We start from the raw sequence: 24,972 nt of genomic DNA on the forward strand, positions 1-24,972 counted from the left end.
TCGGAGATGTGTATAAGAGACAGGCGTAGACCCGGGCCCGGCCTCCTGCGCCGGCCTATCGCCGTCGCAGCAGCCTGCGCAGCCCGACGACCAGCGCCGTGGCGACGGCGAGGACCATCGCCCCCTTGATGAAGCCGGAGTCCAGATCCGTCCCCGAACTCCCCTTCTTGCCCTGGCCGTTGGTGCCACCGCCGTTCGCCGGGTCGTCCTTCGCCGAGTCCGGCAGCTGCTCGTCACTCAGGCCGACCGGCTTGACCTCGCTGTCGCTGCCCTCCGAGCCGTACATCAGGGTGCGGCCGTCGAGGGTGAAGGTGACGGACTCGCCCTGCTGTTGAATCGGTACGCCCACGCTGCCGAGGTCCTTCGGGCGGCCGTCCTGCCAGCGGTAGATCCGCGCACCGAAGTAGCTGCGCATCACCAGACGGGTGCCGTCCGGGGAGAACGCACCGTCGGTCACCCACAGATCGATCGGCGCGACCTTGCGGAAGACATTGGTACCGGACGTGGTGAGCCGCTGCGGGGCCTCGTAGAGGGCGCCGCCGCCGTCCTGCTTCTTGCTGGCGATGTAGACCCGGCCGGTCTTGGGGTGCACCATCAGCGCCTCGGCGTCCCGCGGCCCGTCCGCGTACTTCACGGTGAACTGGGTCGCGGTGATCGTGGCGTCGCGCAGCTGCTTCGGCTCCGGGAAGCGGTAGATCCAGACGTGGTTCCAGGTGCCGCCGAGGTTGTCGCCGATGTCGCCGAGGTAGATGTCGCCGTCCGGGCCGATCGAGATGGCCTCGGCGTCGCGCGGTTTACCGATGCCGCGCAGCGTGATCCTGGCGACCGTACGGCCGGACTTGCCGTCGACGGCATAGACGTAGGGGCCGTCGTCGCTGTCGTTGTGGGTCCAGTAGATCCCGGGGTGCGTACGGCTGGCGGCCAGGCCACTGGACTCGGTGATCCGGGGATCGCTGATGGTGAAGCCGTCGGGCTCGTCGGCGGCGGCGGGCACCACGGCTGCCGACCACAGGATTCCCGCGGCACCGGCCGCGCACAGAAGCGAACGCATGGGCACAGACTGCCATCCCGGGCCGCGGTGCGTGAGCGCAGCCACCGGTCTCCTCGCCCCCGCCCGCACCGCACCGCACCGCGCACGCCCGCACCGCACCGCGGGCCGGGGCGTGTCCAGCGTCACGTACCGAGCAGTAGGGGTTCTCGGCCATCATGTCCGGATGAGGATCATGTTCGTCGGTGACTCGATGACCATAGGGAGCACCGGCGACTTCACCTGGCGCTACCGCATGTGGCAGCACCTGAACGCGACGTTCGGCGGCCCGTACCGCATCGTCGGACCGCGCCGCACACTCCATGATCCCGTCACGGGCGCCCCCACCTCCTCCGCCTACGCCGACCCCCGCTTCCCCGAGGAGGCCCGCCGCCATCTCGCCGGCTGGGGCGAGGGCTGGCTGCACATGGCGCCCCTGATCGGCGAGGCGATACGCCGCCACGACGCCGACACCCTGCTGGTCTCGCTCGGCCTGATCGACCTCGGCTTCTACACCAACGCCGAGCAGACCGCGGAGAACGTACGGGAGTTCGTGGCACAGGCCCGCAAGGCGGCGCCGCACATCCGGGCGGTGCTGATGCCGGTGATACCCAATGTGCGGGCGGCGGCGGACGCCGCCTTCGGCACACAGTGCACGCACTTCAACGAGCTGCTGGCCAAGGCCGTCGCCGATCTCTCCACCCCCGGCTCGCCGTTGCTGCTGGCCTCCGAGCCGGAGGGATGGGAAATCGACCGCGCCACGTACGACGGGACACATCCCTCGGAGCGGGGGGAGCGGCTGCTCGCGGGCGCGTTCGCCGGGGCGATGCACCAGGCATGGGGGGTCGGGGCGGCTTACGGGGTGCTGACGGCTCGCTGAGGCACCACACGTCCCATGGAGCGCCCGGCCCGGCCCGGGAAACCGCCAAGAGGCCGGCCGCCACCCCTCACGGTCCTTGCTTCGAACCCACTCCAAGGCGTTGGCTGAGCAACCATGAAGTACACGCAGCTCGGACGCACCGGACTCAAGGTCAGCCGACTCGTCCTCGGGACGATGAACTTCGGGCCCCAGACCGACGAGGCCGAAAGCCACACCATCATGGACGCGGCGCAGGGCGCGGGCGTCAACTTCGTCGACACGGCCAACGTCTACGGCTGGGGCGCCAACAAGGGCCGTACCGAAGAAATCGTCGGCTCGTGGTTCGCCAAGGGCGGCGGCCGGCGGGACAAGACCGTGCTGGGCACCAAGGTCTACGCCAACATGGCGCCGGACGGTGACAAGGTCTGGCCCAACCACGACAAGCTCTCCGCGCTCAACATCCGGCGCTCGGTGGACGCCAGCCTCAAGCGGCTGGGCACCGACTACATCGACCTCTACCAGTTCCACCACGTCGACCGGGACACGCCCTGGGACGAGATCTGGCAGGCCATCGACGTCCTCGTCCAGCAGGGCAAGATCCTTTACGCCGGCTCGTCGAACCACGCCGGGTGGCACATCGCCCGTGCCAACGAGACGGCCGCCCGCCGCGGTTCGTACGGCCTGGTCAGCGAGCAGTGCCTCTACAACCTTGCCGAACGGCGCGCCGAGATGGAGGTCATCCCGGCCGCCCGGGGCTACGGCCTGGGCGTCATCCCCTGGTCCCCGCTGCACGGCGGGCTGCTGGGCGGCGCCCTCCGCAAGGAGCGCGAGGGCGGCGCGGGCCGCTCGGGTGCCGGGCGCTCGGCCGATGCCCTCGCCAACTCCGCGATCCGGACGCAGATCGAGTCCTACGAGGATCTGCTCGACAAGCACGGCCTGGAGCCCGGCGAGGTCGCCCTGGCCTGGCTCCTCACCCGCCCCGGCGTCACCGGCCCGATCGTCGGCCCCCGCACCGCGGACCAGCTCGCCTCCGCGCTGCGCGCCGTCGAGCTGGAGTTGCCGGACGAGCTCCTCGCCTCGCTGGACGAGATCTTCCCGGGCCCCGGCCCGAGCCCGGAGGCCTTCGCCTGGTGAGCGACCGGGTGCCCGGCGGCCGGCTCCGGCCCGCTGCCGGGCACCCGGCAGCGGCCACGGCAGCGCTCAGCGCAGCGCCGCCGCCACGATCACGACGACGAGCAGCACGGCGAGCAGGCCGGACATGATCCGGTTACGGGTTTTCGGGTCCACCCTCTGAGCGTAACCGGGGCGGACCCGAACGTTTCAGCGGGCCGTGGGTACGGGGCAGTGGGTACGGGGCAGTGGGTACGGGGCAGTGGGGCCGGTCATGGGCACTGGGCAGCCGGGCCGGCCGCGGGGGCAGGCGGCAGCCGGGCCGGGCACTGGGGCAGGCGGCAGCCGGGCGGGCACCCGGGCAGGCACGCGGCCACGAGGCCGGTTGCCGTGGATGCGCGTCACAGGCCCCCGCGAGGGGCCACCTGAGGGGGCGGCCACAGATCCGGCGCCCCCTCAGTGGCCCATCAGTGACCCATCGCTGGCCCCTCAGCGGCCCCTCAGTGGCCCAAGGGCCAGGACCCCACCGTTTCGTAGCGGGGCTGCTTGCCCGCCACCCCGGGGACGGGCGGATGGCTGCGCACCAGCGCGAGCGCACCGACCGTCCAGGAGGCGCCGGCGAAGTCCTTGAGCGCGGTCGCATACGGGCGCAGGTCCAGGCCGGGGATGCGGTTTCTGGCGAGGGTGAGGTGCGGGGTGTACGGGCGGTGCTGCTCGTCCATGGGGATGCCGGTCCGGCGGGCCGCCGCCGCTGCCGCGTCGGCGAGCGTCCGCATGGCGGGGCGGTCGCCGTCCGCCCCTGCCCACACCACCCGGTCCGAGAAGCGGCCGCCGCCGGCGATCCGCAGCGCGTAGGGGGCACGGCGACGGGCGGCACGGGCCAGGCGTTCGTGCAGTTCGGCGACGAGTTCGTCGGGCACCTCACCGTAGAAGGCAAGGGTGTAGTGCCAGCTGTCGTGGCCGGTCCACCGCAGCCGGCCGGCGGCCGGGAGCTTCTTCAACTGCGCCACCTCGGCGGCCAGTTCCTCGATCGCGGAAGCGGGAGGCAGGACCGCGGCGAAGAGTCTCATGCGGTCAGTGTGACGCAGGCCGCGTGCGGTCGGGCGGACCACAGGCCCGGCCACCGGCGCCGTCAGGGCCGGCCGGAAACGCGCCGTGCCGGCCCGCCCCCGAAGGGACGAGCCGGCACGTCCGGTTGCCGCCCGACCGCCGCGGCACCGTGCATACGTCCCTCCCTACGCCGCCGAAGCCAGCTCCTTCTCCACCGACGGGGCGGTTTGGGAGGCCCGGGGCACAAAGGCGACGTGCTGACGGCCCCGGCGTAGGTCGATCTTGAGGCGCAGGCCGCCCATCCTGGCGAGGATCAGCCCGATGACGGCCGCGGACAGCATGGAGACCGCGCCGCCCGCCAGGAAGCCGATCCGCGCGCCGAAGGCGTCGGTGATCCAGCCGACCACCGGCGCGCCGAGCGGGGTGCCGCCCACGAAGACCATCATGAACAGGCTCATCACCCGGCCACGCATGAGCGGGTCGGTGGCCATCTGGATGCTCGAATTGGCGGTGACATTGATCGTCAGGCCGACCATCCCGATCGGGGCGAGGAGCGCCGCGAAGACCCAGAAGGACGGGGCGAGCGCGGCCGCGATCTCCAGGGCGCCGAAGAGGATCGCGGCGCCGACCAGCAGCCGCAGCCGGGAGGTGGCACGGCGCGCCGCGAGCAGCGCGCCGATCAGTGAACCGGCCGCCATCAGCCCGTTGAACAGGGAGTAGGTGCCGGCGCCCTGGTGGTAGACGTGGTAGACGAACGCGGTCAGCCAGATCGGGAAGTTGAAGCCGAAGGTCCCGATGAAGCCGACCAGGACGATCGGCCAGATCAGGTCGGGACGCCCCGACACATACCGCAGGCCCTCCCGCAACTGGCCCTTGCTGCGCGGGGCCCGGTCGACCTTGTGGAGTTCGGCGGTCCGCATCATCAGCAGACCGGCGATCGGGGCGATGAACGAGAGGCCGTTGAGCAGAAAGGCCCAGCCGCTGCCGAACGCGGTGATCAGAACACCGGCGACGGCGGGCCCGACCAGCCGCGCGGACTGGAAGTTGGCCGAGTTGAGGCTGACGGCATTGCGCAGCTCGTCCTGGCCGACCATTTCGGAGACGAAGGCCTGCCGGGACGGGTTGTCGAGGACGGTGACCAGGCCGAGGACGAAGGCGACCAGGTAGACGTGCCAGACCTGCACATGGCCGGTCAGGGTGAGCACGGCGAGGGCGAGGCCGGTCAGGCCCATGGCGGACTGGGTGAACAGCAGCAGCTTGCGCTTGGCGAAGCGGTCGGCGATGACGCCGCCGTAGAGCCCGAAGAGCAGCATCGGCAGGAACTGCAGCGCGGTGGTGATACCGACCGCGGCGGACGAGCCGGTGAGGCTGAGCACCAGCCAGTCCTGGGCGATGCGCTGCATCCAGGTGCCCGTGTTGGACACCATCTGACCGGTGGCGAAGAGACGGTAGTTACGTATTCGTAGGGAGCTGAACGTGCCCTTGCGCGGTGTGGCGGCGGGGCCTGCGGCGACACCCGGGGCGGTGCCCGAAGTGGTCGCGGTCGCGTCGTCGGAAACCGTGTTGTCTGGGGAGTTCGGTGCGGGGGCGGAGTGTGCTCCGGATCCCGTACTCAAAGTGGGTTCGCCTCCTCGGCCTCGGGTTTCTACAGCTGTGCGAGCTTCTCCAGCACGGGCGCGGCGGCCCGCACCTTTGCCCACTCGTCCTCGTCCAGCCCGGAGGCCAGCTCGGCGAGCCAGGCATTGCGCTTACGGCGGCTCTCTTCGAGCATCGCCTCGGCCTGTTCGGTCTGGGTGACGACCTTCTGCCGGCGGTCGTCGGGGTGCGGTTCGAGCCGGACCAGCCCCTTGGCCTCCAGCATGGCCACGATGCGGGTCATCGACGGGGGCTGCACATGCTCCTTGCGGGCCAGCTCCCCGGGGGTGGCGTGGCCGCAGCGGAACAGGGTGCCGAGCACCGACATCTCGGTGGGGCTCAGCGATTCGTCGACCCGCTGGTGCTTGAGCCGGCGTGACAGGCGCATCACGGCGGACCGCAGCGCATTCACCGCGGCTGCGTCGTCTGGGGGCGCCTCTCGGTCGGCAGGCTGGGGGCGGGACAGTTCCGGCATGGTCTTTAGCATAACTCATTACCCTTTCTAAGGAAAGCCAGGGGGCGGGTGCCGCCTTCCAGGAATCACCCATACGAGTGAGGACGCAGCCGAAAGTGACGCGCCTGACCGCACGCGGACGCGACCGCGTCCGAAGGGGAACGAAGCCGACCCCGTTCGGCGCAAGCTCAACTCGCTCATCCGAATCCGCGCGGCGATGGCCGAGCGCAACGAGGCGCTGGAGGAGATCCAGAACCTGACGGACGGCACCGAGCGCCGCTTCTGGATCAAGATCGCTTCCGAGATCACCACTGGCCAGATCAGCCAGGCCGATGCCGTCGACGTGCTGGGCCTGAATCGGGAGACGGTTCGACAGCGCACTCGTCAGTACGTTCCCGACGCCCCGGCCCGCACCGGCAGTCCGGTCTCTCCGTGCTACCTGGCTGTCGCCATGCGCGAAGTTGGAGCCGACGACTGGCTGGCCGGCTCCGGCGCCGGGCTGTCCACAGTCTCCATGCCGATCAGTGGAGGGGAGTCCAACGGGCCGAGCCCGTACAACGAACGATTCATCGAGATCGCCTACCGGGAGATCGACGCTCCGCTGATGGATGAGGGGGTTCTGACCTCGTCCACCGGCCGCTCGTCGACCGGTCCTTCCTTCTCGCCCGTCCCCTGGCCGTGCAGGCCGGCCAGAGTCCTCGACCGGGCCCCGGCCGGCCTCCCGGATCATCGACTTGCACGGCTTTCTGACACGCTCTCCAGCCGCAGCAGACCATGTGACCCGGGGATTTCAGACCCTACGAGGTCAGCCCGGGAGGGGAATGAACAGCAGGAGACCGCGGGCGGAGGCGGCCTCGTAGCAGGAAGTGCCGGCGAAGGTGGCGGTGTAGAAGGGGGTGGCTACGACGTAGACGGGGACGACGGCGTTGGTGATGGTGGCGGTGCCGGTGACATCGGTGTCGGCGGTGCCGAGGGTGATCGGGCCGAAGAGCGTGGTGGCGGTGAAGGTCACCGGCTGACCGACCACCGGCGTGCCCGAGGTGGTCGTCAGGGTGGCGCTGAGGGTGGGGATGTAGAACTCCGGCAGCGGGGTGAACCGGAGCCGGATGGTGCCCGTCTGCGCGGTCAGCACTGTGCGGCTGGGGTTCACGGTGACGGAGGTGCTGGCGCTGGAGCCGGTGAAGCAGCTGTCACCGCCGTAGGCGGCGGTGAGGGTGCCGGTGGTCAGGGCGGTGGTGGTGAAGCAGGCCTGCCCCGAAGCGTTGACGGGGACCACCTGCGTCTGGCCGTTGGGGAGGGTGAAGGTGACCGTGCCGGTCGGCACCGAGGTGGTGGCTGTTCCTGGGGTGATGGTGGCGCATATGGTCACGCTCTGCCCGCAGCGGGAGGGGTTCGGCGTCACCGACAGCGTCGGCGTTGTGGAGTCCTGGCTCACGGTGACGGGGGTGGGGTTGCCGTTCACGGTCGCGGTGAACGTACCGACGGTGTAGGCGTGGGTGGTCTGCCCGCTCCCGGTGGCGTCCAGGGCGACGGTGACCGTGGGGCTGACGTCCCCGAAGTTCACCACCGCCGTCCCGTTCGGAGTCCCGCCGGAGATGCTGAACGTCACCGTCTGCCCGCACACCGGCGCCGCCGGCGAGGTCATCACCGTCAACGGCGAAATCTCCGTCACGTTCGCCGAGTTGGCGTTGGTGACGTAGACGTTGCTGTTCTGCGCCGCCGCCACATAGAACGGGAACGCGCCGACGGGGACGGTGGCCACGACGGTGTTCGTGACGCTGCTGATCACCGTCACGTTGTTCGAGTTGGAGTTGCCGACGTAGACGTTGCCGGTCGGCGCCACCGCGATCCCGAACGGGCCCGCGCCGGTGGGGACGGTGGCCAGGACGGTGTTCGTGACGCTGTCGATCACCGTCACGTTGTTCGAGACGGTGTTGGTGACGTAGACGTTGCCGTTCGACGCCACCGCGAAAACCCCCGGGACGCTGCCGGCGGGGACGGTGGCCAGAACGGTGTTCGTGGCACTGTCGATCACCGTCACGTTGCTCGAGAGCTGGTTGGCGATATAGACGTTGCCGTTCGGCGCCACCGCCGCCGCGCCCGGGAAACTGCCGCTGGGGAGGGTGGTCAGGACGGTGTTCGTGGCGCTGTTGATCACCGTCACGGTGTTGTCGTTCCGGTTGGCGACGTAGACGTTGCCGTTCGACGCCACCGCCACCGCGTCCGGGACCGCGCCGCAGGGGACGGTGGCCAGGACGGTGTTCGTGGCGCTGTTGATCACCGTCACGGTGTTCGACGTGCTGTTGCCGACGTAGACGCTGCCGTTCGGCGCCACCGCCAGCGCGAACGGGCCCCCGCCGACGGCGACGGTGGCCAGGACGGTGTTCGTGGCGCTGTCGATCACCGTCACGGTGTTCGAGCTCTGGTTGGTGACGTAGACGTTGCCGTTCGACGCCGCCACGATCAGGGCCGGGTTCGAGCCGGCGGGGACGGTGGCCAGGACGGTGTTGGTGGTGCTGCTGATCACCGTCACGTTGTTCGAGTTGCTGTTGCCGACGTACACGTTGCCGTTCGGCGCCACCGCCACGGGGATCGGGCTCGTGCCCGCCGGGATCGTCACCGTGGAGAACTCCGCGCTGAAGGGCAGCACCGCAAGCCCCCGTACAGCGGGCGCCTCAGATCCACCCGCCGGGCCAACCGGCCGAACCCCGCGAGCTACCAACGGAGTTGCCGACCAAATCGCACTCGATTCCATGACAAACCTCTCTCAGCTGAGAGGGCCACCCAGGAATTCCCACCGGGGCCCGCGTCGCACGGCGCCGATATACGCGAACCGGATCACCGCTTGGACACCGGGACAGAGGGAGGACGCACCGACACGTACCACGCACGGGCGCACCATAGGGGTTGGTTCTCTCCCCGGGAAGAGAGGCAGCCCACCGGAAAACGGTCACTACCATTAACCCGAAATAAGCAAAATGACACTACGCCCTTGACTGAATTTCACCCGCAAAGACCATTCCACATACGAGATGACGAACTGTCATGCAATGTGGCCCGGAACGTGGAGCTGAGTACGTGGACGAAGCGAGAGATTGCGATCCACGAAGTCGGCGGCGGCGGGTTCGGCCAGGAGAGCCCGACGGTCCGCACCGATGGCGGTCAGCGCCCAGTCCACGCCCGGGTCGCGCGATACGAGGGCCAGCGCGAGACGCTCGGGCCGGTGTTGCCGCTCGCGGCGTGCGAGGGCCTGTCGAAGGGAGGCTTCGCAGGCCGCCCGCGCATCGATCCCGAGCGGTGGGTCCGCCTGGGCGCAGCGTCTACGGGCGCGGTGTGCGCGGCGGGCCCTGTGGCGAGATGCGCGGCCCACAGCAGGTCGTTTCAACACTGCCTACTGCCGCAGCTGTTCAGACTTCTGTATAGGCGCTTGTGCGGTTACGCGCACAAGCGCGCCGGCTACAATAATGCCGATTTCTGGGAAAGTAACGGACCAATCCATGTACCCCGGGCGTTGATTACGGTCGAGGATGAGTTTCGCGAGACCTTGGCCGCCTGTTACGTACTCCTGAAAATTGGCTGTCCGGGACTCGGCCAGACCGAAGGTATCCAGCAGGACGCTCCTCCGCGAGGATTTCGACGAGCGCTTCACGTCGCCTCTCGACGAGACGAAGCAGCTGGGGGTGCGCTGGCCCGCTACTTGACGCCGAGTGCCTGCTCGATCGGGTCGAGCAGGAAGTAGATCAGGAAGCAGAGGCCGACGACGTCCAGCAGCCAGGGAATCTCCTTGAAGCGCCCGGTCGCCGCGCGCAGCAGGATGAAGGCCAGGACACCGATGCCGATGCCGTTGGTGATGCTGTAGGTGAACGGCATCGAGATCATCGTCAGGAACGCGGGGATGCCGACGGTGTAGTCGCCCCAGTCGATGTCCCGCACGTTCGAGGCCATGATCAGGAAGCCGACGACCAGCAGCGCGGGCGTCGCGGCCTGCGAGGGCACGACGGTCGCCAGGGGCGTGAAGACCAGCGCCAGCAGGAAGAGACCACCGGTCATCAGGTTCGCGACACCGGTACGGGCGCCCTCGCCGACACCGGCCGTGGACTCCACGAAGCAGGTGTTGGCGGAGGCGGAGCCGAAGCCGCCGGCCGCGACCGCGATGCCGTCGACCATGAGGATCCGGCCCATGTTCGGCAGCTGGCCGGTCTCGTTGTTCAGCAGCCCGGCCTCCTCGCCGACGCCGATGATGGTGCCCATCGCGTCGAAGAAGCCGGAGAGCAGCACGGTGAAGACGAACAGGCAGCCGGTCAGCACGCCGACTTCCTTGAAGCCGCCGAAGAGGCTGATCTGACCGATCAGTCCGAAGTCCGGGGTGGCGATGATCTTGTGCGGGACATTGGGCACCGCCAGGCCCCAGGCCGCGTCCGGGATATGGACGACGGCGTTGATGCCGATCGCGACGACGGCCATGCTGACCATGCCGATCAGGATCGCGCCCCGGACCTTCCGCACGATCAGCACGAACATCAGGACCAGGCCGAGGACGAAGACCAGCACCGGCCAGCCCTTGAGCTGTCCGCCCTGGCCCAGGCTCATCGGGACGGTGGTGTGCGCGGCGTCCGGGTTACGCGTCACAAAGCCGGCGTCGACCAGGCCGATCAGCGAGATGAACAGGCCGATGCCGATGGCGATGGCCCGCCGCAGCCCGTTGGGGATCGCGTCCATCACCCGCTGCCGCAGACCCGAGGCGACCAGCACCATCAGCACCAGACCGGCGAGCACGACCATGCCCATCGCGTCCGGCCAGCTCATCTTGGGGGCGAGCTGCAGCGAGACCACGGCGTTGATGCCGAGGCCGGCGGCGATGGCGATCGGGACATTGCCGATGACGCCCATCAGCACCGTACTCAGACCGGCCAACAGCGCGGTGGCGGTGACCAGCTGAGCGTTGTCGAGATGATGGCCGAACTTATCGACTCCGGACCCGAGGATGATCGGGTTCAGCACGATGATGTAGGCCATCGCGAAGAAGGTCGCCAGACCGCCGCGGAGTTCGCGGCCGACCGTCGACCCCCGCTCGGAGATCTTGAAGAAGCGGTCGAAGCCGTTCTGGGGAGGCTTCGGACCTGGGTTCTCAAGGGTGTCGACCGGCGTGGTGGCCGAGGGGGGCATGCGGGGACCTCAGTCGGACGGGCCTGGGCAGGCGCGGGGGCCCGAGGGCCCGGAACACATACAGAAACAGAAATAACCGGATCAGGTTGGATGAATAGACGAGCCAAACCAGCCACATCCGGAAAGGTTCAGTATGAATAAACCATGCGGTGATCGCTATCTCCGCGCGTAGACCCTTGTGGCATACGGACCGGGCCGCACACCACACCGCCACCGACGCCCCGGCGGCCGCCGCCCGCCCCCTGCCCACCGCCGCCCACGGCCCTCACATCCCGTCCCCGTAAGCTGACCCGCATGTGGAAGAAGTCCGAACTGCGCGAGGCCCCGGCGCCTCTCGAAGGCCCCGTCGTCGGCACGGTCACCGGCGGCACCATCATCTGGTTCGTGCTCTTCCTCGGCCAGCTCCCCTTCTACGGCTGGTTCGCCGACCACGGCCACACCTGGTGGGTGTGGACCTGCCTGGCCGGCGGCGGCCTCGGGCTGGTGGGCATCTGGTACGTCCGGGCCCGGGACGCCGCGATCAAGCGCGCCGCGGCGACGGCCGACCGGACCTGAGCGCCCGGACCTGAGCGCACACCGCCCGCCACCCCGCCCGGCCGGCGGGTGAGGTGCGCCGTCCGCCCGTAACGTCGAGGGCATGACGGAGCGGTCGAGGGCCGAAGCCGGGCACGCCGGAGCGGGCGGCGAGCCGGCCGGGCGGACCGCGCAGACGCCGGTCAACCCCGGACTGACCGCCGCCGAGGTCGCGGAGCGGGTCGCCCGGGGCGAGGTCAACGACGTCCCGGTACGGTCCTCCCGCACTGCCGCCGGGATCGTCCGCGCCAATGTCTTCACCCGCTTCAACGCCATCATCGGCGTGCTCTTCGTGATCATCCTGATCATCGGCCCGCTCCAGGACGGCCTGTTCGGCTTCGTCATCGTCGCCAACACCGGCATCGGCATCGTCCAGGAACTGCGCGCCAAGAAGACCCTGGACAACCTGGCGGTCATCGGCGAGGCACGGCCGGCCGTCCGGCGCGACGGGACCACCGCCGAGATCCCCACGTCAGCGGTGGTCCTCGGCGACGTCATCGAACTCGGGCCCGGCGACAAGGTCATCGTCGACGGCGAGGTGCTGGAGAGCGACGGCCTGGAGGTCGACGAGTCGCTGCTGACCGGCGAGGCCGATCCGGTCCTCGAAAAGCCCGGTGACCGGGTGATGTCCGGCAGCTTCGTCGTCGCCGGCAGCGGTGCCTTCGCCGCGACCAAGGTCGGCCGGCAGGCGTACGCGGCCCGGCTCGCCGAGGAGGCCAGCCGCTTCACCCTGGTCCACTCCGAGCTGCGCAGCGGCATCAGCCGGATCCTCAAGTACGTGACCTGGATGATGATCCCGACCGCGACCGGCCTCATCCTCAGCCATCTGCTCACCCTCGGCCTGCCGGTCGACGAGGCCATCCGCCGGATGGTCGCCGGCATCGTGCCGATGATCCCCGAGGGCCTCGTGCTGCTCACCTCCGTCGCCTTCGCGATCGGCGTCATCCGGCTCGGCCGCCGGAAGTGCCTGGTCCAGGAGCTGCCCGCCATCGAGGGACTGGCCCGGGTCGATGTGGTGTGCCTGGACAAGACCGGCACGCTCACCGAGGGCGGCATGGACGTCAACGGGCTACGGGTCCTCGACGGCGACGAGGCCTTCCTCAAGAAGGTGCTGGGCGCGCTCGGCGGATGCGACCCACGGCCCAATGCCTCCCTCCAGGCGATCATCGAGGCGTATCCGGCGGACGACGCCTGGCAGTGCACCCGTTCGCTGCCGTTCTCCTCCGCCCGCAAATACAGCGGCGCCACCTTCGCCGGCCCCCACGGCCCCCACGGCCCCCGCGGTCCCGACAACCTCGACGGCTCCATCAGCCCCAGCGGCTCCGACGGCCCCGACGGCGAGAGCACGACATGGCTGCTCGGCGCCCCGGACGTCCTGCTGCCGCCCGGCGACCGCCGCCTCGCCGAGACCGACCGCCTCCACGCGCGAGGGCTGCGCGTACTCCTGCTGGCCCGTGCCACCCGGGAGCTGGACGACCCCGAGGTCACCCGCGGCGTACGGCCCACCGCACTGGTCATCCTGGAGCAGCGGCTGCGCCCGGACGCCCCCGACACCCTGCGCTACTTCGCCGACCAGGGCGTCCAGGCCAAGGTGATCTCCGGCGACAACGCGGTGTCGGTGGGCGCGGTGGCCGGCAAACTGGGGCTGCCGGGCGCGGATGCCCCCGTGGACGCGCGCCAACTGCCCGGCGACAAGGCCGCCATGGCGGCCGCGATCGAGAAGGCCGCGGTCTTCGGCCGGGTCACCCCGCAGCAGAAGCGGGAGTTGGTCGCGGCCCTGCAGTCCCGCGGCCACACCGTCGCGATGACCGGCGACGGCGTCAACGACGTACTCGCCCTCAAGGACTCCGACATCGGTGTCGCCATGGGCTCCGGCTCCGAAGCGACCCGCACCGTCGCCCAGATCGTCCTGCTGAACAACAGCTTCGCCACGCTGCCTTCGGTCGTCGCCGAAGGCCGCCGGGTCATCGGCAACATCACCCGTGTCGCCACCCTCTTCCTCACCAAGACCGTCTACTCCGTCCTGCTGGCGATCCTGGTGGCCTGCTGCCAGATCCCCTACCCGTACCTGCCGCGGCATCTGACCCTGCTCTCCACCCTGACCATCGGAATCCCCGCGTTCTTCCTCGCCCTGGCCCCCAACAAGGAGCGCGCCAGACCGCACTTCGTCCGCCGGGTGATGCGCTACGCGGTGCCCTCGGGCCTGATCACCGGCCTCGCCGCCTTCACCACCTACCTGCTGGCCCGCAGCTACTACACCGGCCCGGACGCCCTGTCCGCCGAGACCAGCGCGGCCACCCTGACCCTCTTCCTCACCGCGATGTGGGTACTGGCGATCATTGCCCGCCCCTACACCTGGTGGCGGATCGGCCTGGTCCTGGCGATGGGCCTGGCCTTCGTCGCCGTCCTTGCCACCCCCTGGCTGCAGAGGTTCTTCGCTCTGCGCCTGGTCGGCACGACGATGCCGTGGGCGGCCGTCGCCATCGCGGTGGTGGCGGCGCTGCTGCTGGAGGTCACCTGGCGCTGGGTGGGCCGGCGCTTCCCGGCCTGACGAACGGCCGGCCGCCCCACCGCATCCCGGACCCGGGCCGCCCGCCGGCACAGCCGGGCCGAGGAGACACCCGCGCTTCCCCGCCCCCACAGGCGACGCGAGGGCCCGAAGAGCACCTGCCCGGCCGATACCCCGGGCTCCGGGGCCGTACTACGCTCCTGCCCCATGACATTCCACGGGGACCTGGCGCACGAGGTACTGGCGAGTTCGCATCACCACTACCACCACTACACCGGCGGCCACTACGGCGGCACCGGTGACGGCACCCTCGACTGGTGGGTGTGGCCCGCCCTCGCCCTCTCCGCGATCGTCGTCATCTTGAGCATCGTCAAGCGATTCCGCTCGAACTGACCGCACGAACAGACCGCCCGAACTGACCGCACGAACTGACCGCACGAACTGACCGTACGGTTCGCCCCACGATTCTCGCCGTGATCACGACCCCGACGCGGGCAGCCGAGCGCCCCGGCTCTCCGCGATGCGGCGCACATCGCGCAGGCCATCGGCCAACCCGCGGGCGAGAAACCGCAGTTCACGGCCGGTCAGCCGGCGGTCGGCGAGCATCTCCTCCGCGTGGCCGAGAATGTCGTCGGCCATGCCGAGCTGTACGCACTCGATGTCGTCGGCGACGCGGGAGACGTACCCGGTGCCGTCACCCACGAGGTAACAGGGCTTGCCGTCGGGACTCGACCAAGGCAGGAGCCGCACGAGGGCGGGATGTTCCTCCGTCACGCCGCGACCTCCAGCCCGTGGGTGCGCTCGTAGGCGACGAGGTACGGACGGACGAGGCGGGTCGCCTCGCCACGGACCACGGTTGCGCGCGCGCCGCGCGGACGGCTCGCCACGGGAACGGCTTCCGGACGCTCCCTCGCCAAGCCGGCGCGAGCGGCGGCCCTGCGACGGCCCGAGGGCGGGAAGAGCCGGCACAGCAACGGCCCGAAAAGTTTCGCGATAGCGTGATTCATGTCGTCGACCTCCATAGGGCTGATGACCACACCCCCGGACCGTGGCAGCGGTCGCGGGGGCTTTTCCGTCATCACCCAGCATTGCGGACGGAATACGCTGAGTGCACGCCGTACGTGTCACCAAAGTCCGCCAGTGGACAGTGAATTGAAGGTGTGTTCGAGCAATGGAGCTGAACAACGAGGACGACGACAGGGCCACCCCGCGGACGGTGCTGGGACGGCGCCTGCGCCGCCTACGGGAGGCCGCGCCCCTTTCACAGCGAGCCCTGGCCGACAAGGTTGGCTATCCGCATACGTACATCAGCCGGGTGGAACGCGGGGAGCAGCTCCCGTCCGAAGCACTGGCCGAGGCCCTGGACGTGTACTTCGCGACGGACGGGCTCTTCGTCGAGTTGCTGTCCATGGCACAGGATGCGTCGATTCCCGACTATGGTCGAGCGGTCCTCGAAAGCGAGGGAAAGGCAGCTCGCATTCAAGTCTTCGGCAGCAGCCTGATCCCCGGACTTTTACAGACCAAGGATTACGCACGCGCCCTGTTCCGCACATCGCTGGCCGGTGAATCAGCGGAAGGGATAGAAGAGCATGTCGCCACACGGATGCGCCGTAAGCGTGTATTCGAAAAGGTAAATTCTCCACTTTACTGGGCAATCATGGATGAAGCGGCCCTGAAGCGCTCCATCGGGGGTCCAGAGTGCATGTGTGGGCAAATTCGGCATGTACTCAAGGCGGCTGAGTCACCCCATGTCGCGCTTCAAGCACTACCTTTCAGCCAAGGGAAACATCCCATGCTGGGAGGCAGTTTGAGCCTTCTCACCCTGCGCAACGGAGCTACGATCGGATATGTCGAGAGCTTCTTTTCCGGGGAGCAGGTGGAGTCGACAGGAAAGATTCTTGAGCTCACGCACATGTTTGACGTCGCTCGCTCCAAGGCGCTGCCGGAGCGTGAAACTCTCGACCTCCTCAGCAGCTACCTGAGAGAGTACGAGGATGAAGACAATTCCTGACGCGTCCGCACTGAGCAGGTGGCGCAAGTCCAGCTACAGCAACGGCCAGGGAGCCGAGTGCATCGAGGTCGTCGACGGACCCCCCGGTGCCGTACCCGTCCGTGACTCCAAGAATCCGCACGGCCCCGCGCTGGTCTTTCCGTCTGACGGCTGGTCATCCTTCATCACCGCCGTCAAGGGCGGCCAGTTCGGCAACTGAGCCACCGCGCAGTACACCACGAAGGTCAGCCCCCGCCCGGATCATGGCGCAGTGAAGGCGGGGGCCTCCTTCGTTCATCCTTCATTCTTCGGGTCTACGGCTTCCCGATGACGCTTCGCGGGTCATCCAGCCACACCCGCTGCCCGTCGCGGTCAACGGTCAAGCCGAACCGGGACCGTTCCGGCTTCCCCAAGTCATGCCAGCGAAGGAACGCTTCCCGCACCTCATCCCACAGCGCACGCGGCCCGTACTGCTCCACCTCGTACGCCTCCGCGTCCGGGACGTATTCCACGGTCGCCCACGACTTCCGATCGTCGGCGAAGAACCACAGGGTGGCTTCCCCGCTGTCGTCGTCCGCGTCGCACCACCGGTACCACGCGTCCGTGAGGCGCAGGCCGGTGAAGAACGCGGGGTCGTCCTGGATGACGTTCTGCGGGGGGATATCGGTGGTGCTCTTCTCTCCCTTCTCCCCGTGGTACACGTCCGAGATGCGCCCGGCCCCGGCTCGCTGAGTGCGGTCCCACATGAAGGCCGGGTAACCGGAGAACGACCCTTGGGCTCTCCCGTCCCTCACGTCCAGCGTGGCGTACGACCCGTTGAAGAAGCTGCTGCCCCATGGGGTGACGATGCGCCCGCCGGGGCACTGCTCCAGCCACGCCTGCGGCACGTCTCGTATGGTGCAGGTACAGATCACGAGGTCGTACGGCGCGCCCCGGGGATGCCCTTCACGCCCGTTCCCGAGAATCGTCGTCGGGTGGAATCCCGCCCGCTTCAGGTTCTCCACCGCCGTGGACAACACCGCCTCGTCGACCTCCACCGTGGTCACGTTGTCCGCGCCGAGCCGGTGGGACAACCAGGCTGCGTGGTAACCGGTGCCGGTACCGATCTCCAGCAGCCGTTGCCCTTCGTGCACATCCAGCAGGCTCAGCATTTCGAGCATGATCGACGGCATGGAAGAGGACGACGTGGAGAGCCTGAACTCACCGTCGGATGTCGGTTTGCCGTCGTTGACCTGTGTCACGACAGGCGCGTCCGTGTAGACGGCCTTCCGCCAGCCCTCGGGATCGGCAGCGAAGTCATGCCCCTCGAACACCTCGGGGATGAACAGCGCACGATCCACGGAAGCCACGGTGTCCTGCCACGCCAGCGGCAACGCACCCTTGCTCTTCAGCCTCTCGACGAGCCGCTGTTGCGTCGTCATCCGGCCTCACTTCTTCGGCGGCTCGTACGGCTTGGTCGGACCCGGCGGCCTGTCGCGGTGACCGTCGCTGTCGGACGTGTCGGGCCTGCCGGAGTGGTCTCCGCCCTTCTTGCCCATGGATCCCTCGCTTCCTGCTGTTCGGGAGATGAGGTGACGGATCTGCTGGCATAGCGCATATGAATGCGCGAGAGGCTTCCGCCACACCAAGGACGCTACGCAGGACGGAGGTTGCCGGTCCACGTTGTTGCACAAAGTTGCAGAGCAATCACCCGAAGGAGTCGATGCTGATCAAGGAACGGACCCGCGGGCCGTAACCGGACATGCCGGAGAGGCGAGCCAAGGCCCGGCGATCCCGGCATCGCGATGCCCACCCCGCCTCCCCGGGGGCCAACGCGTTCAAACTGCTGGCGTGCTCGCATCACCACTCCAGTCACTCCAGTCACTACGGCGACACCAGCCACTACGACTCCCCCGGTACGTCGTGATCACAGTGCGGCGCGGGCAGCCGGGCGCCCCGGCTTTCCGCGACACGGCGCACATCCCGCAGAGAATCGGCCAGCCCCCGGGCAAGGAAGCGCAGTTCGCGGCTGGTGACCTGACGACCAGTGAGCATCTCCTCCGCGTGGCCGAGAATGTCGTCGGCCATGTCGAGCTGCACGCACTCGATGTCGTCGGCGACCCGGGAGACATACCCACCGCGCTCACCCACGAGGTAACAGGGCTTGCCGTCGGGGCTCGACCACGGCAGGAGCCGCCCTGGGTCGTGGTGTTCGGTCATGCCCTCACCTCCAGCCCGTGGGCCCGCTCATGGGCGACGAGGTAGGGACGGATCGGGGCGATGTCCTCGCCCCGCGCCATGGCGATGTACGTGGCACGTGGACGCCGCAGCGCGGGCACGGACGCCGGGCCCGTCACCCTGGTCGTGGTACGAGAGACAGCTCTGCGACGCCCGGAGGGCGGTAACAGACTTCGCAGCAGCCACTCCAAGATGCTGATGGTGCGTGGGAACACGTCATCGACCTCCGTGGGTTGGTGGCCACACCGCCGGACCGTTGCAACGGATGCGGGGGCCAGAGCTTCGTTGTCCGATACCGCTGGACGGCCGGCCTTCTGCCTTCACAGGCGGCACGGCGTGGCCTTGGCTTGTGTAATCAGTCAACGACGGAAAGCAACGGCGAATGTGCACAGGAAGTGCACAACGGCGGCGCGCGGGTATGGGCCCCTGTGAACATGTAGTCCAACGAACCAGACGAACTCGACTGGGAAGAACGGCGCATGAGTGCAGAGATCACCACTCCTGGACCGGGCGCGAACGTCAAGGTGTTGCGCTTGGAACGATGCTGGCTGCAAGACCACCTGGCAGGCAGAGCCGGAATGTCGACGTCGATGCTCGGCAAGATCGAACGAGGCGAACGACCACTCACTCAGGGCATGGGCGCGGTCCTCGCTCACGCCTTCGGCGTCACCCTGGACGAACTGCTGGGGCAGGCTCCCGTGAAGGCCGGGGACAGTGACCGGTTGACGGAGTTGCGGGCCGCGATCCGACGCTTTGACCTGCCGACCGGCAAGCCGGTTCGGGAGGACCGGCTCGCGTACGATCTCGCCGAGCTATTTCTGTTGCGCGGCAACGCCGACCTCTCCTCCGTCACCCACCAACTCCCAGGGCTACTGCGGCGAGTACAGGACCATGCGCACGCCACCGGACTGCCTGAGAACTGGTCGAAGGTCGCTGACGTGTACAGCGCGGTCTACTGGCTGGCAGCTCGCCATCGGTGGATGACGCTGGCGGAGCTCGCCGTGAGCAAGCAGAGGCAGGCGGCAGAGCGTTCGAACGCCTTGGCGCTCGCTGTGGCCGCCCGGGACGAGGCCGGGACGTTTCTCAATGGAGGTGACTTCGCCGGGGGACTGGCCGTGGTGGATCGGGCCGTGGTGCAGGCCGAATCAGATATGCAGGGGAGGACTCGCCACCTCGCCTTGGGTCTGCTCCATCTCCGAGGAATGACGCTGGCAGGTCGGCTGCGGGACAAGGAGACCGTCGAGCGGCATATCAAGGGCGCTCGGAAATCTGCTGCGGTCATCGACTCCGACATCAACGTGCACGGAGTGCATTTCGGTCTGGAGAACACCATCACCCATATCCTTGCGACCCACGTTGACCTCAAGGAAAACGCCGAGGCCCTTGAGGTGGGCGAGAGGTATCTGCGGGGCGGGCATACCCTGCCGGCCACTCGCATCGGCCCCCTCCACATGAATATCGCCAGGGCCAAATTGGCTTTGAAGGACCGGGATGGCGCAGTGGATTCACTGGCCGAGGCATGGGACATCGCGCCACAGATGACGAAGGTCCACCCCACAAGCCTGGAATTAAGCCGAGTCCTCGTTTCTCTGCACAAGCGGAGCAATCCGAAAGTGACTGCTCTCGCCAAGAGGGCCGGCATCAAGCTCTGAGCGGCCGTGATTCACGGATACCCGAGGGAGTACGAAGATGAAAACGAGCCACCCCGCAGGACACCACGAGAGGTCACGAAGAACAGATGCTCAGCACGCCTGCCAGGTGAACATCGCCCGGTCGAAGCGGCGCTCGGCGAGATCCTGAGGGCGTATCAGCCAGTACAGCATCCCGGAGTCGCCCCACACCATGTCCGCCTCGTCCTCACCGTCGAACTGCGCCAACAGCACCCACTCGCCGGCCTGCGCGTCCGCCACCTCGATCTCCACGAGGTCTTGTATCGAGTCGGCGTAGCCGCCGATCTGGTGGACGCAGTCGGCGTCGTCCTCGCACTCGAACTCGGTCAGCTCATCGACGAACTCATCCTCGTACACCGGGTGGTCGTAAGAACCCGGGCCCGAGGTGCCAGGCGCGAACACCGCCCGTGCCCGTGGATGCGAGGGGTGGGGCGCCGTCATCACGGTTCGCGCGGTCAGCGGCAGGAGCGGAAACGGTGTGAGCTCGGCGGGTGCGTCACGCAACGGCGCTTCCTCACCCTCCGGCACGTAGAGGACTCGGGCGCCCGAGCGGTTGTCGTGGAGGTTCGGCCCGCTCCCCCAGGACGCGTAGTCGTCCAGCTGACCATCGAAGAAGAAGAACAGCAGCGTTCCCTCCCTCGGAAGAGAGATGTCCACAGCCTCGGAAGGCAACTCAGCGCAGTCGATCGAGGCGATGAGCGACAACGGACCGTGCCCCTCCCATATCGGCCAATCCTGTCCGTCTGGCAACCGGGGAAGCCCGCCGAGCCGTCCGACGACGGAGTCCGGGTCGGTATCGACCTCCAGGCGTACGGCGGGGCGCAGGAGACCCAGCCACTGCTGGGCGATGCCGGAGGGCAGGTGCTGCAGAGCGAAGTCGCGCCAGGCGTCGAGGGGTGCGTGTGTCATGACGACCATCATGGCCATTCCCACTGACAGCGACGCCCGGCGGCCCTCTGACGTTTACGTACCCGGTGCCCTCGCCGATGAGGTAGCAGGGCCGTCAAGAGCGGGAAGTTCTCCCGCCGGCATGACCGCCTCGCCACGGCGAGGCGGTCATGCCGACAGCTCCGTCAGTCGAACCACCGCGCCCGCGCCAGCTCCTCCCCCCGTTCCGGGTCTTCCAGGAGGGCGGCGACCTCGAAGCGGCGGGGCCACTGGCCCGCCGCCCAGGCCAGGCCCGCCGCCACGCCCTCCAGGGTCGCGGCGTGCACGGTGCCGTCCGGCGTCCGGCGCCAGTCCAGCTCGGTGGGGTCGTCGGAGCCGTCGGGGCCGTCGGAGCCGTCGACGAGCAGCTCCTCATGTTCCCAGTACGCCTCGGGGGTGGCGGCGCCGAGCAGCGTCCGTACGGCCTCGGGCACCTCGTGGCGTACGCCCTCGGAGCGGACCTCGGCGGCGACCGCCTCGCTCAGCCGCCGGACCTGGAGCAGCTCCGCCAGCTCGGCGGCGCGGGCGGGCCGCACCGGCAGCAGGGTGCGGCCGGCCGCCAGCGGTACCAGGTCCGGTGCGTCGGCAACCACCGCGTCCGCCGCGTCGACCACCCGGACCTCTTCGTCGAGCACGGCCCGCAGCTCGTCGGGCAGGGTCACCTGATCGGGGTCCAGGTCCGCCAGCAGGCCGTAGATCGCGTGGAGTTGCGCGGCGCCGACGGGCAGCTCCGGGTCGGCGAGGCGGGTCAGCAGCTCCGCCGCGCCGCCCGGCTCGTCCAGGAGGGCGGCGACGGACGTGCGGACGCCGAGGGCCCGCAGCACCTGCGCATCGACCTCGCCCGCGTCCGCGGACTCGTACAGCCCGGCCAGCAGCGGATCGCCACCCGCCGAGCGCAGACCGGCGGGCCGGCGCCCGTCGAGTACCGGGTGTCCGCGCAGCCACCAGGCGGTGTACGGGCGGACGGATTCAGTGGTGCCGTCGGGCAGCAGCACCCGCACCGGTGCGGTCAGGGCGTCGCGCAGCGGCGGGCGGGAGAGCATGGCCAGCACCTCGGGCCAGGCGTCGTCGGCGACCAGGTCGAGGTCGCGCACCGCGACCAGTTCGGTCACCACCGGGGGTACGGGGGTCTCGGGCAGTGCGTCGAGGATGTCCTCGCACCACACGTCCACCGCGTCCAGCAGCCCGACGTCGTCCGGCTCGGCGAAGTCCCCGTCGCGCGGCTCCATTTCGTCCGGGTCGAGGACGACATCGGTGGCCCGGACGAGCGCGAAGCCGGCCATGACGCCGACGGCCGTCAGCGGCTGCTCGCCCCAGCGTTCGGCCAACTCCGCCTCGCAGGCGGCGAGTTCACCCTCACGGATGACTCGCTCGAAGGCGCTGCCCGGGTACACCAGTTCTCCGGCCGGCGCCAGTTCGCCGTCCTCGTCGGGCAGGGCGAGCGCCCCGAGCCAGGGCTCGTCGCCCGGCGCGAGACGGGCGTCGCGGACCAGCCCGAGCACCGTCTCCGCCAGTTCCTCGGCGCCCAGCGGAGCCCCCGCCCCGCCGTCGGTCTCCTCGGCGAAGACGTCGTAGGCATCCTCGTCCGCGTCCAGTGAGTTCGCCACGGCCGCGCGCACCTGGGGGGTGGTCAGTACGGCGCGCGGTGCGGCCGGGGTGGCGCCCAGCTTCTCCAGCAGCGGGTGCACCGCGTCGGGGTGGGCGACCTTCAGGCCGAGCCGGGCGAGCGTACGGTGCCGGGCCGCGGCGTCCTCGTCAGGGTCGCCGCCGGGCAGCGGCAGCAGCACCTGACGCGGCCCGATCGTGGTCCGTACGCCGCCGCCCGCACCGGGTCCCTGGCCCGTCGTGCCCGCCAGCGGCACCGGCAGTCCGCTGAGCCGGTCCGGGTCGGTGCCGGCCAGCGCGTCGTAGAGCCGCCACCACCAGCCGGGCGAGCGTTCGACGCCCGCCAGCCGGTCGACCATCTCCCCCAGCGGCACCCGGGCCACGCCCAGCGCCCGCAGCTCCGGCCGGCGTTCCAGCCCGGCCGGCAGCAGGCTCGGGAACAGTTCGGCCAGCACCCCGACCGTCGCCGCGCCCGCACCCTCCACCAACTCGGCATCCACCGGACGCAGCACGAAGCGGTCCACCCCGCCGTCGCCCTCGTCCCATTCGCCCGCCGCCGGCGCCTCGGGCTCGGCCGGCCGGTCACCGGGCGCGCCCGCGCTCGGCAGGAACCGCACCCGCGGCAGCAGTTCCAGCACCTGCCGGCGCAGCTCACCGTCCAGACCGCCCTTGCCGAGCGGCCCCGGCACCAGGTCCAGGGTGCCGACCGAGACCGGCTGCCACTCGGCCAGCAGCGTCGCGTAGGCCGCGGCCGCCCGGCCCACCAGGAAGTCCGTCAGCGGGCCCGGCGCGACATGCCGGCGGGTCGGCTCCAGCGGGAACGAGGCGATCAGCAGTGCGGGCAGGCCCAGCGGCTCGTCCGTCGGCGTCGGGGCATGCACCACCGCCGCCGTCCCGGGCCGCGCCGGTGCGCCCTCGTCGTCCACCGGCACCGCCCAGGTCACCGACCAGGCCGGCCGCAGCCGCTCCTCGACGGGCCGGTCCGCCAGCAGCGCCGGGTCCAGCGGACCCCCGTCGCCCGCCACCCGCCACCGGGTGGTGCCGCGCTCGCTGTCCTCGATCAGGACGCAGGCGCCGTCCTGGCTCCGCCGCAGCTCCCGTACGTGCTCCGGGGTCTCCACCACGACCTCGGCCAGCCCCGGCAGGGTCAGCAGCAGCGCGGCGTCGATCCCGTCCAGCAGCCGCTCGGCGAGATCCTGCGCCGCGACGTCCCGCAGCGGCAGCACGACGGCGGTGTCGTAGCCCTCGGGCGCCGTGCCCTCCGCGGGCAGCGGCAGGCGCAGCAGCGGGACGTGCCCGTCGCGCCGGCGCAACTCACCGCCCAGGCCGGGGCTGTGCGCCGCGACCTCCCCCGCCATGGCCCGCGCCTCGGCCAGCGACCAGCGCACACCGCCGGTACGGCCCACCAGCGCCGGCTCATCGCTCACGGACAGCACGGCCGCGAAGCCCACGCCGAACCGGCCGACCGCACCGGCCGACACACTGGCCTCCCGCTTCGCGGAGGCACGCAGCGTCGACAGCGACTCGACGCCGGTGGCGTCCAGCGGGGCACCGGTGTTGGACGCGACGAGTACGGCGGGCGCGTCGCCGTCGGCCGCATGCAGGGTCAGCCGCAGCCGTCCGGGGACGCCGGCCCGTGCCGCCGCGTCCGCCGCGTTCTGCGCCAGCTCCACGGCGAGCCGGTCGCGGTAGCCGCCGAGCGCGAGATCCTCCTCGGCGTTCGCGTCCTCCCGGAACCGGGCCGGCGAGGCGGCCCAGGCATCCAGCACGCCACGCCGCAGCCGGGCCGTCCCGAACGGGTCTCCGGCTGCGCCTCGCACCCACGACGTAGCTGTCACTGTCCGTCTCCCTAAGCGTGTGTCGGTGGGCCGACGGTATCGCCCCACGTATGCGGGTGCCCCGCCGTGCCTGTTTCCCGCCTTCGGCGGGAGGGGTGTTTGGGGTGGGCCCCAGGCGTGTGGTGGGTGCCGGTGGCGGGGCCGGAGGGGGTGGGCCCCACCCCGGTGGGGGGGGAGGAAAACAACAAACCCCAAGCATCAGCTACACCACGACGCGGCCGAGCTCTGGTTCTTGAAAACCTTCATCCCCACCGGGCGGAGGCCGCGTTCCCGGGCGGGAGGTGGTGGGCCGGAGGGGCCTGTGTGGTGGACGTAAAGCGAAGCAGTCCACCACACAGGCCA

20 protein-coding genes are annotated in these 24,972 nt (G+C 69.6%); 8 read left to right on the forward strand and 12 right to left on the reverse strand.

The window, feature by feature from the left end; all coding sequences use genetic code 11:
* Positions 1-55: 55 nt before the first annotated feature.
* Positions 56-1,051 carry a hypothetical protein gene (locus ACWGJY_RS34620; RefSeq protein WP_453264851.1) on the reverse strand — a complete coding sequence of 332 codons (996 nt, stop codon included), beginning with the start codon at positions 1,049-1,051 and terminating at the stop codon, positions 56-58.
* Positions 1,052-1,223: 172 nt separating this feature from the next.
* Between ACWGJY_RS34620 and ACWGJY_RS34625 the strand changes: the two genes are divergently transcribed.
* Positions 1,224-1,907 (forward strand): GDSL-type esterase/lipase family protein, encoded by a 684-nt coding sequence (locus ACWGJY_RS34625; RefSeq protein ID WP_453264870.1) that lies wholly within the window; start codon positions 1,224-1,226, stop codon positions 1,905-1,907.
* Between the two features lie 114 nt (positions 1,908-2,021).
* Positions 2,022-3,020, forward strand: a complete 999-nt coding sequence (locus ACWGJY_RS34630; protein ID WP_453264852.1) for an aldo/keto reductase — start codon at positions 2,022-2,024, stop codon at positions 3,018-3,020.
* 476 nt (positions 3,021-3,496) lie between these two features.
* Here ACWGJY_RS34630 and thpR read toward each other — a convergent pair whose 3' ends face one another.
* From thpR to ACWGJY_RS34655, 5 genes are all read right to left on the reverse strand, one after another.
* Positions 3,497-4,066: an RNA 2',3'-cyclic phosphodiesterase gene (gene thpR, locus ACWGJY_RS34635; protein ID WP_453264853.1), complete on the reverse strand. Its 570-nt coding sequence runs from the start codon at positions 4,064-4,066 to the stop codon at positions 3,497-3,499.
* A 165-nt stretch (positions 4,067-4,231) separates the two neighbouring features.
* Positions 4,232-5,662 carry an MFS transporter gene (locus tag ACWGJY_RS34640; RefSeq protein WP_453264854.1) on the reverse strand — a complete coding sequence of 477 codons (1,431 nt, stop codon included), beginning with the start codon at positions 5,660-5,662 and terminating at the stop codon, positions 4,232-4,234.
* Positions 5,663-5,691: 29 nt separating this feature from the next.
* On the reverse strand, positions 5,692-6,156 hold the full coding sequence (locus ACWGJY_RS34645; RefSeq protein ID WP_453264855.1) for a MarR family winged helix-turn-helix transcriptional regulator: 465 nt from the start codon (positions 6,154-6,156) through the stop codon (positions 5,692-5,694).
* Positions 6,157-6,940: 784 nt separating this feature from the next.
* A complete protein-coding gene (locus ACWGJY_RS34650; protein WP_453264856.1) occupies positions 6,941-8,785 on the reverse strand; it encodes an Ig-like domain repeat protein in 1,845 nt (614 codons plus the stop codon).
* 1,043 nt (positions 8,786-9,828) lie between these two features.
* Entirely contained in the window at positions 9,829-11,301 is a 1,473-nt protein-coding gene (locus ACWGJY_RS34655; protein ID WP_453264857.1) for an NCS2 family permease, read from the reverse strand.
* A gap of 294 nt (positions 11,302-11,595) precedes the next feature.
* Here ACWGJY_RS34655 and ACWGJY_RS34660 point away from each other — a divergent pair, with 294 nt between their 5' ends.
* The 3 genes from ACWGJY_RS34660 (at position 11,596) to ACWGJY_RS34670 (ending at position 14,776) form a co-directional block, all read left to right on the forward strand.
* Positions 11,596-11,856, forward strand: a complete 261-nt coding sequence (locus ACWGJY_RS34660) for a DUF2530 domain-containing protein (RefSeq protein ID WP_453264858.1) — start codon at positions 11,596-11,598, stop codon at positions 11,854-11,856.
* Between the two features lie 82 nt (positions 11,857-11,938).
* Positions 11,939-14,425, forward strand: a complete 2,487-nt coding sequence (locus ACWGJY_RS34665; RefSeq protein WP_453264859.1) for an HAD-IC family P-type ATPase — start codon at positions 11,939-11,941, stop codon at positions 14,423-14,425.
* Positions 14,426-14,590: 165 nt separating this feature from the next.
* A complete protein-coding gene (locus ACWGJY_RS34670) occupies positions 14,591-14,776 on the forward strand; it encodes a hypothetical protein (protein WP_453264860.1) in 186 nt (61 codons plus the stop codon).
* An 84-nt stretch (positions 14,777-14,860) separates the two neighbouring features.
* On the opposite strand, the gene ACWGJY_RS34675 is transcribed toward ACWGJY_RS34670, so the two are convergent.
* On the reverse strand, positions 14,861-15,157 hold the full coding sequence (locus tag ACWGJY_RS34675) for a hypothetical protein (RefSeq protein ID WP_453264861.1): 297 nt from the start codon (positions 15,155-15,157) through the stop codon (positions 14,861-14,863).
* A gap of 397 nt (positions 15,158-15,554) precedes the next feature.
* On the opposite strand from ACWGJY_RS34675, the gene ACWGJY_RS34680 reads away from it, so the two are divergent.
* Both ACWGJY_RS34680 and ACWGJY_RS34685 read left to right on the forward strand, forming a co-directional pair.
* Positions 15,555-16,394 carry a helix-turn-helix domain-containing protein gene (locus tag ACWGJY_RS34680; RefSeq protein WP_453264862.1) on the forward strand — a complete coding sequence of 280 codons (840 nt, stop codon included), beginning with the start codon at positions 15,555-15,557 and terminating at the stop codon, positions 16,392-16,394.
* Entirely contained in the window at positions 16,378-16,593 is a 216-nt protein-coding gene (locus tag ACWGJY_RS34685) for a DUF397 domain-containing protein (RefSeq protein ID WP_453264863.1), read from the forward strand. Before ACWGJY_RS34680 ends, ACWGJY_RS34685 begins: the two co-directional genes overlap by 17 nt.
* A 94-nt stretch (positions 16,594-16,687) precedes the next feature.
* On the opposite strand, the gene ACWGJY_RS34690 is transcribed toward ACWGJY_RS34685, so the two are convergent.
* From ACWGJY_RS34690 to ACWGJY_RS34700, 3 genes are all read right to left on the reverse strand, one after another.
* A complete protein-coding gene (locus ACWGJY_RS34690) occupies positions 16,688-17,794 on the reverse strand; it encodes a methyltransferase domain-containing protein (RefSeq protein ID WP_453264864.1) in 1,107 nt (368 codons plus the stop codon).
* A 460-nt stretch (positions 17,795-18,254) separates the two neighbouring features.
* Positions 18,255-18,572 (reverse strand): hypothetical protein, encoded by a 318-nt coding sequence (locus ACWGJY_RS34695; protein ID WP_453264865.1) that lies wholly within the window; start codon positions 18,570-18,572, stop codon positions 18,255-18,257.
* The gene (locus tag ACWGJY_RS34700; protein ID WP_453264866.1) at positions 18,569-18,709 is read right to left on the reverse strand and encodes a hypothetical protein; all 141 of its coding nucleotides are present in this window, start codon (positions 18,707-18,709) and stop codon (positions 18,569-18,571) included. Before ACWGJY_RS34700 ends, ACWGJY_RS34695 begins: the two co-directional genes overlap by 4 nt.
* Positions 18,710-19,069: 360 nt before the next feature.
* Here ACWGJY_RS34700 and ACWGJY_RS34705 point away from each other — a divergent pair, with 360 nt between their 5' ends.
* Positions 19,070-20,242 (forward strand): helix-turn-helix domain-containing protein, encoded by a 1,173-nt coding sequence (locus ACWGJY_RS34705; RefSeq protein WP_453264867.1) that lies wholly within the window; start codon positions 19,070-19,072, stop codon positions 20,240-20,242.
* Positions 20,243-20,332: 90 nt separating this feature from the next.
* Here ACWGJY_RS34705 and ACWGJY_RS34710 read toward each other — a convergent pair whose 3' ends face one another.
* Positions 20,333-21,169: a YwqG family protein gene (locus ACWGJY_RS34710; RefSeq protein WP_453264868.1), complete on the reverse strand. Its 837-nt coding sequence runs from the start codon at positions 21,167-21,169 to the stop codon at positions 20,333-20,335.
* 164 nt (positions 21,170-21,333) lie between these two features.
* Positions 21,334-24,630 carry a sacsin N-terminal ATP-binding-like domain-containing protein gene (locus ACWGJY_RS34715; protein WP_453264869.1) on the reverse strand — a complete coding sequence of 1,099 codons (3,297 nt, stop codon included), beginning with the start codon at positions 24,628-24,630 and terminating at the stop codon, positions 21,334-21,336.
* Positions 24,631-24,972: the final 342 nt, after the last annotated feature.

It is taken from the genome of Streptomyces sp. NPDC054765, assembly GCF_053612065.1.

Coding starts and splice junctions, on each gene's coding strand:
- ACWGJY_RS34620 (WP_453264851.1), bottom strand. CDS start 1,051: ATGCGTTCGCTTCTGTGCGCGGCCGGTGCCGCGGGAATCCTGTGGTCG.
- ACWGJY_RS34625 (WP_453264870.1), top strand. CDS start 1,224: ATGTTCGTCGGTGACTCGATGACCATAGGGAGCACCGGCGACTTCACC.
- ACWGJY_RS34630 (WP_453264852.1), top strand. CDS start 2,022: ATGAAGTACACGCAGCTCGGACGCACCGGACTCAAGGTCAGCCGACTC.
- thpR (WP_453264853.1), bottom strand. CDS start 4,066: ATGAGACTCTTCGCCGCGGTCCTGCCTCCCGCTTCCGCGATCGAGGAA.
- ACWGJY_RS34645 (WP_453264855.1), bottom strand. CDS start 6,156: ATGCCGGAACTGTCCCGCCCCCAGCCTGCCGACCGAGAGGCGCCCCCA.
- ACWGJY_RS34655 (WP_453264857.1), bottom strand. CDS start 11,301: ATGCCCCCCTCGGCCACCACGCCGGTCGACACCCTTGAGAACCCAGGT.
- ACWGJY_RS34660 (WP_453264858.1), top strand. CDS start 11,596: ATGTGGAAGAAGTCCGAACTGCGCGAGGCCCCGGCGCCTCTCGAAGGC.
- ACWGJY_RS34665 (WP_453264859.1), top strand. CDS start 11,939: ATGACGGAGCGGTCGAGGGCCGAAGCCGGGCACGCCGGAGCGGGCGGC.
- ACWGJY_RS34670 (WP_453264860.1), top strand. CDS start 14,591: ATGACATTCCACGGGGACCTGGCGCACGAGGTACTGGCGAGTTCGCAT.
- ACWGJY_RS34680 (WP_453264862.1), top strand. CDS start 15,555: ATGGAGCTGAACAACGAGGACGACGACAGGGCCACCCCGCGGACGGTG.
- ACWGJY_RS34685 (WP_453264863.1), top strand. CDS start 16,378: ATGAAGACAATTCCTGACGCGTCCGCACTGAGCAGGTGGCGCAAGTCC.
- ACWGJY_RS34690 (WP_453264864.1), bottom strand. CDS start 17,794: ATGACGACGCAACAGCGGCTCGTCGAGAGGCTGAAGAGCAAGGGTGCG.
- ACWGJY_RS34695 (WP_453264865.1), bottom strand. CDS start 18,572: ATGACCGAACACCACGACCCAGGGCGGCTCCTGCCGTGGTCGAGCCCC.
- ACWGJY_RS34705 (WP_453264867.1), top strand. CDS start 19,070: ATGAGTGCAGAGATCACCACTCCTGGACCGGGCGCGAACGTCAAGGTG.
- ACWGJY_RS34710 (WP_453264868.1), bottom strand. CDS start 21,169: ATGACACACGCACCCCTCGACGCCTGGCGCGACTTCGCTCTGCAGCAC.